This is a genomic window from Streptomyces sp. NPDC055078, from assembly GCF_053607985.1.
The window spans coordinates 1-6,219 of sequence record NZ_JBSGUP010000489.1; the positions used below are offsets into that span (position 1 = coordinate 1).

A 6,219-nucleotide genomic window follows, 5' to 3' on the forward strand; every position below is an offset into this window, starting at 1 on the left:
GCCACCGCCGAAGTCGCCGGTACCGCCGGTACCGGCGGAGCCGCCCGGCCCTCCGGAGTTCCCGGCGCCGCCCGAGCCGCTGGTGGAGCCGCCATCGGTGGACCCGCTGCCGCCGGTGGAGTCACCGCCTCCGGACGGGTCCGGGCCAGGGTCAGGGCCCGGGCCGGGTGTACTCGGGGACGGGCCGGGGGCCGGGGTGACGGCGAGTTCCACGGGAGCCGAGCGGGTGCTGCCCACGAGGTTGGAGAACACGGCGCGGTAGCGGTTGCCGTCGTGGTCCAGGGTCGCCTTGAAGGTGAGGGCGGATCCGGCGGAGCCCGCCACCGGCTGCCAGGACGCGCCCTTGTCGGTGCTGACCTCCCAGGTCGTGGTCGGCGCGGGGGTGCCGTCCGCCGCGGCGGTGAACTCGGCCCGCTCACCTGCGCGGACCGTGGCCGCCTTGGGCGCGGTGGTGACGGCCGGCGAGACATGGCGCTGGGTCTGGACGACTTCGCCCGTGTCCCGGGAGAGCGTGAACAGGGTGTGGTTCCTGTCGTCGAGTGCCAGCGTCTCCGGCCCGTTGCCGGTCTCCAGCGTCTGGGCGACCTTCTGCCGGGCCGTGTCCACCACGGCCACCGTGCCCGCCGTGGTCTGTGCCACATAGAGCGTCCCGGTCCCGGTGTCGACCGCCATGTTCTTCGGGCCGCCGCCCACCGCCACCGTGCCGGTGACCTTGTTGGCCCTGAGATCGATGGTGAAGACCGTGCCGACCCCGATGTTGGCGACGTATCCGGTGCCGGTCCCGGAGTCGATGGCGACGCCCCTGCTGCCCAGCGGGGTGGTGCCGAGATCGAGGGTGCCGGTGAGTTTCCCGGTGGCGCCGTCGATCGCGTTGAGGACGTTACGGAAGACGGTCTGCCCGGTTCCGGGGTCCCTGGCGCCGCCGACGTAGACGGCGTATCCGGTGTGTGTCCTGGTGTCGACGGCCAGTCCGCCGGGCGGGAAGGGCAGGGCGACGGGTTCGCCGACCGGTTTCCAGGTCTTCGTGTCGTAGACCGACAGTTTTCTGTCCTGGGTGCTCAGATAGAGCCGGTCGGCGCCCGGGTCGGCGGCGAGCAGCAGCAGGGTGTCGGCCAGGGGCGGCGTCCGGTGGTCGGTGACCCTGCCGGTCTGAGTGTCGTAGGTGGCGATGCGGTCGCCGAGCCCGAGGTGCAGGACCCGGGAGTCCGCGTCGAGGGCGAGCGTCGTGGCGACACCCGGCAGGTCGACGGGGGTGCCGATCACGTTGCCGGTCCGGGTGTCGTACGTCGTCAGCACATTCCTCGTGTCGGTGCGGCTGGTGACGTAGAGCCGGCCCTCCGCCGGGTCCACCGCGGTCTGCAACAGGCCACCGGCTGCCGGGGTGAATCTGCGTACCTCGTCGTGGCGCACCGTGCCCGGTGGCACCTCCGGGGTGGGAACGCCGCCGCCGCTGCCGAAGGTCACGGGGACGATGACGTCCTGCTCGCGGTCGCCGGAGTGCGTGTGGTCGGCGCGGGTGACGACGGCACAGGCCCGCTGAGAGCAGTCCGCGCCGCTGTCCTTGGCCTTGACGGTGAGTTCGAGGGTGAAGCCGCCCTTGCCGTCCCGCACGGTGAAGGGTTTGACGAGGTCCTTCATGGAGTCCGGCGGGTTGTTGGAGATCCAGTAGGAGGACCCCGAGACTCCGGAGAGGTCCATACCGCCGAGACAGGGGCTCGGTGCGTCGCGGGGGCTGTCGGGGAGGGCGCAGACGGCGAGATAGACGCCCTTGTCGAGGGCGTAGCCCGAGCCGGTCACGGTGACCTTCTGGCCCGCCGGGTCGATGTTCCTGGTGTCCGATACGGTCAGTTTCTGCCCGGTGGGGCCGGTGGCCTCACCGGGGTCGGCGGCCAGCGCCGGGCCCGCGGCGCCGAATCCCGCCGCGAGCAGCAGGGCGGCGATGGCGATCCACGGGGCCTTCATGGGGCGTCGGCGGCGCGGGGGGCGTCCGGTGTGCAGGAGGGGGTTTCCGGTGCGCATGGGTCTTCCGGTGCGTATGGGCATGATCAGGAGAAGGTCACCGGGACATAGACGTCGTACTTGCGGTCATTGGTGTCGTAGTGGTCGGCGCGGGTGACGATCGCGCAGGTGACTCCGGACTGGCCGCAGGTGACGGACGCCGAGATCTGCGCCTTCACATGGATCGACACGGAGAAGCTGCCGCGTCCGCCGGACTCGGTGTACGGCGAGGAGTTGTTCGGGGACATCCACCACCAGTCGCTGTTGACCCAGTGCGAGGCGCCGGTGGTGCCGGACTGGTCCTGGCCGCCGAGACACGGGGTCGGCTTGCTGTTCCAGGTGGCCGGGTTGTTCACATCGACACCCGCGGGGATCGCGCACATACCGACGTACACGCCCTGGTCGGGGTTGTAGCCGCTGCCGCTCACGGTGACGTTCACCCCGGCCGCGGCGGCGGTGTTCGGCGCGGTCAGGGAGAGGTGGTAGGTCGAACCGGCGTCGGTGACGGTGCGGTTGACGGTGCCCGCGGATGCTGTGGAGGCCATGCCCAGGGTGAGGGCGGCGGCTCCGACTGCGGCGATGGCGGCTCGGGTGGCGGTGCGAGCGGCAGGGCGCATGGCGAGGAGACCTTTCGGAGAGCGGGCACCGGAGATTTGCTTAGGTAAGGCAAACCTAAGTTGAGCTTGAGGGGTCGTCAACCCTGCCATGTCCCTGTCTTCTCACTGCACTCGCACCGCTCTCTCGCCACGTCCGCTCCGTCTCCGGGCAACTCCTCCCTCCGTACGCGCATTTGCCCCGGCGGCCCCGGCGGTTCCGGTGCCCATGGAGCGGGCCGGTGAGCCCTGGGGCAGACTCGGGGACATGCGTACCGCTCACAGCGTCGAAACCATCAGAAACGCCGAGAACGAGCTGATGGCTCGGCTCCCTGAGGGCGCGCTCATGCAGCGGGCAGCCGCCGGGCTCGCCTCCGCCTGCGCCGCCCTGCTGGGCCGGGTGTACGGAGCCCGGGTCGTCCTCCTCGTCGGCAGCGGGGCCAACGGCGGCGACGCGCTGTACGCGGGCGCCCGTCTCGCGCGCCGGGGAGCGGGGGTGAGCGCCGTGCTGCTCGCCCCCGAACGTACGCACCAAGGCGGCCTCACCGCTCTCACCTGCGCGGGCGGCCGGGTCGCCGACGATCCCCTACGGGCGCTGACCGAAGCCGATCTGGTGATGGACGGCATCACCGGCATCGGCGGCACGGGCGGACTCCGGCCGGAAGCGGTGCCCCTCGCCCGGGCCGCACGCGGCGCCGGTTCCGGTCCCGGTTCCGGTCCCGGCTCCGGTCCCGGCTCCGGCTCCGGTCCCGGTCCCGGCTCTGCCTCCGGACCCGATCCCGGCTCCGGCTCTGGTCCCGGCTCCGGTCCCCGTTCTGGCGCCGTCGTCGTCGCCGTCGATCTGCCGAGCGGTGTCGAGGCGGACACCGGCGAGGTCCACGGCGAGGCACTGCGCGCGGATGTGACCGTCACCTTCGGCACGGACAAGCCCGGACTGCTGATCGACCCCGCGCGGGAGTACGCGGGGACCGTCCGCCTCGTCGACATCGGCCTCGGCCCGTATCTGCCGTCCGTGCCCGAACTGGAGGCGCTCCAGCACGCGGACGTCGCCCGGCTGCTGCCCGGCCCCGCCGCCGAGAGCGACAAGTACCGCCGCGGGGTCGTCGGCGTCGTCGCCGGGTCCGCGCGCTACCCGGGGGCGGCCGTCCTCGCGGTCGCGGGGGCGCTGCGCGGCGGGGCCGGTGCCGTACGGTACGTCGGCCACGCGGCCGACACGGTCGTCACCCGCTTCCCGGAGACCCTTGTCCACGCCGGACCGCCCGCGAAGGCGGGCCGGGTCCAGGCATGGGTGGTCGGGCCCGGTCTCGGCGACGACGCGGACGCCGTCCGGGACGTCCTCGCATCCGATGTCCCGGTCCTCGTCGACGCGGACGGTCTGCGGTTCCTCGACATCGCCGCCGTACGCGACCGGAGCGCACCCACCCTCCTCACCCCGCACGCCGGGGAGGCCGCCGCGCTGCTCGGGGTGCCGCGCGAGGAAGTGGAGGCGGCACGGCTGGCGTCCGTACGGGAACTGGCGTCGCGGTACGGCGCGACCGTGCTCCTTAAGGGCTCGACCACCCTGGTGGCGGCACCCGGGCCCGGTACCCCCGTGCGGGTGAACCCCATGGGGACCCCCTGGCTCGCCACGGCCGGCAGCGGCGATGTCCTCTCCGGCCTCGCCGGCTCACTCCTGTCCACCGGCCTCGACGCCCGTGACGCGGGCTCCGTGGCCGCCTACCTCCATGGGCTGGCCGCCCGCGAGGCGGCGGCCCGAGGGGTACCGATCACCTCCTACGAGGTGGGGGATGCCCTTGCGGGCGCCTGGCGCGGTGTGCTGGCCGTGCCCTGACGGCCCTGCCCCTGCCCCGGCGGATCCGACCCACCGGCCCTTGAGGACGGACCCTTGACGGAGGACGGACCCCTCGCGCCGGAGGGGCGGAACCGGGGGCCGAGGCCCGGTCAGGGCCCCGGTCCGGGGGCGGGTCCACCGGGTGGGTCCAGTGATCAACCGCACAGCAGCCCCCTCGTTGAATCCGGGACCTGTCACCGGGGAGGCGCCGAACCCCTCTGAGAGACTGTGCCCGATGATGCAGACATTCCAGGCACCACCACCCGGCAGAGCCCGGGCCGAGATCGACCTCGCCGCGCTGCGCGCCAATGTGCGCTCGCTGCGAGCGCGCGCGCCCGGCGCCGCGTTCATGGCTGTCGTGAAGTCGGACGGGTACGGACACGGAGCGCTGCGCTGCGCCCTGGCCGCGCGGGACGCCGGCGCGAGCTGGATCGGGACCGCCACGCCGGAGGAGGCGCTCGCGCTGCGGGCGGCCGGAGTCCCGGGGCGGATCATGTGCTGGCTGTGGACGCCGGGCGGGCCCTGGCGGGAGGGCATCGAGGCGGGCCTCGACATGTCCGTGAGCGGGATGTGGGCGCTCGCCGAGGTCACCGCCGCCGCGCGGGAGGCGGGCCGCCCGGCCCGTATCCAGCTCAAGGCCGACACCGGACTCGGGCGCAACGGCTGCCAGCCGGCCGACTGGCCCGAACTGGTCGCCGCCGCGCTCGCCGCCGAGGCGGAGGGCGCGGTGCAGGTCACCGGAGTGTGGTCGCACTTCGCCTGCGCCGACGAGCCGGGCCATCCCTCGATCGCGCGCCAGCTCACCGCGTTCCACGAGATGGTCGCCTACGCCGAGAAGGAGGGCATCGACCCCGAGGTCCGGCATCTGGCCAACTCCCCGGCGATGCTCACCCTCCCGGAGACCCATTTCGATCTCGTACGGCCCGGAATCGCCATGTACGGCATCTCGCCGGCCCCCGGGCTGGGGACCTCCCGTGAGCTGGGGCTGCGTCCGGTCATGACGCTCGCCGCATCCGTCGCCCTGGTGAAGCACGCGCCGGCGGGCCAGGGCGTCAGCTATGGACACGAGTACGTCACCGGGCGGGAGACGACCCTCGGTCTCATCCCCGTCGGATACGGGGACGGGGTGCCGCGCCATGCCTCCGGCCGTGGTCCGGTCCTCGTCGGCGGCGAGTGGCGCACGGTCGCCGGCCGGGTCGCGATGGACCAGTTCGTCGTGGATCTCGGCGGGCAGAAAGTCCAGGAGGGAGCGGAGGCGCTGCTGTTCGGACCCGGCACCCGGGGCGAGCCCACCGCCGACGACTGGGCCCGAGCGGCCGACACCATCGCGTACGAGATCGTCACGCGCATCGGGGTGAGGGTCCCGCGCGTCTTTCTGCACGAGGATCCCGCCCCAGCCGAGGGTGCCGAGGGTGCCGAGGGGGCCTCAGACGAGGGCGGCGACGGTGCCGAGGGTCCCGGCGACCGCACGGCCTAGTGTCTTTCGCGCGAGGCCAGCAAGATCCGTACGAGAGGCCCTAGGAGCGGCACGGTGAGCGAGACCAGTAGGGGGGACGCCGTCGCGGCGGCGGCGACAGCCGCATCGGCCGCCGCGACGGGCAACTGGCGCAAGGCGGGCATCGCCGGCGCCGCCATAGGTGTGATCGCCGCGGGCGCCGCGGCCGGTGTCGCGATCGAGCGGCTCACCGTCGGCCGGGGCATCCGCAAGAAGGCCCGGCTGGCGCTGGACGCCTCCGGGCCGTACGGATCGCTGCGCGGCGAGCCGGGCAGGGCGCTCGCCGACGACGGCACCCAGCT

4 protein-coding genes and 1 pseudogene are annotated in these 6,219 nt (G+C 73.4%); 3 read left to right on the forward strand and 2 right to left on the reverse strand.

The window, feature by feature from the left end:
- The coding region (locus tag ACWF94_RS30035; protein ID WP_453495394.1) for an endoglucanase at positions 1-2,019 on the reverse strand (2,019 nt) is incomplete at its 3' end.
- A 26-nt stretch (positions 2,020-2,045) separates the two neighbouring features.
- A complete protein-coding gene (locus ACWF94_RS30040; RefSeq protein WP_453495397.1) occupies positions 2,046-2,615 on the reverse strand; it encodes a hypothetical protein in 570 nt (189 codons plus the stop codon).
- Between the two features lie 244 nt (positions 2,616-2,859).
- On the opposite strand from ACWF94_RS30040, the gene ACWF94_RS30045 reads away from it, so the two are divergent.
- From ACWF94_RS30045 to ACWF94_RS30055, 3 genes and pseudogenes are all read left to right on the forward strand, one after another.
- The gene (locus ACWF94_RS30045; protein WP_453495400.1) at positions 2,860-4,422 is read left to right on the forward strand and encodes an NAD(P)H-hydrate dehydratase; all 1,563 of its coding nucleotides are present in this window, start codon (positions 2,860-2,862) and stop codon (positions 4,420-4,422) included.
- A 235-nt stretch (positions 4,423-4,657) separates the two neighbouring features.
- Positions 4,658-5,899, forward strand: a complete 1,242-nt coding sequence (gene alr / locus ACWF94_RS30050) for an alanine racemase (RefSeq protein ID WP_453495403.1) — start codon at positions 4,658-4,660, stop codon at positions 5,897-5,899.
- A gap of 54 nt (positions 5,900-5,953) precedes the next feature.
- Positions 5,954-6,219: pseudogene (locus ACWF94_RS30055) on the forward strand (alpha/beta hydrolase); the annotation flags it as partial.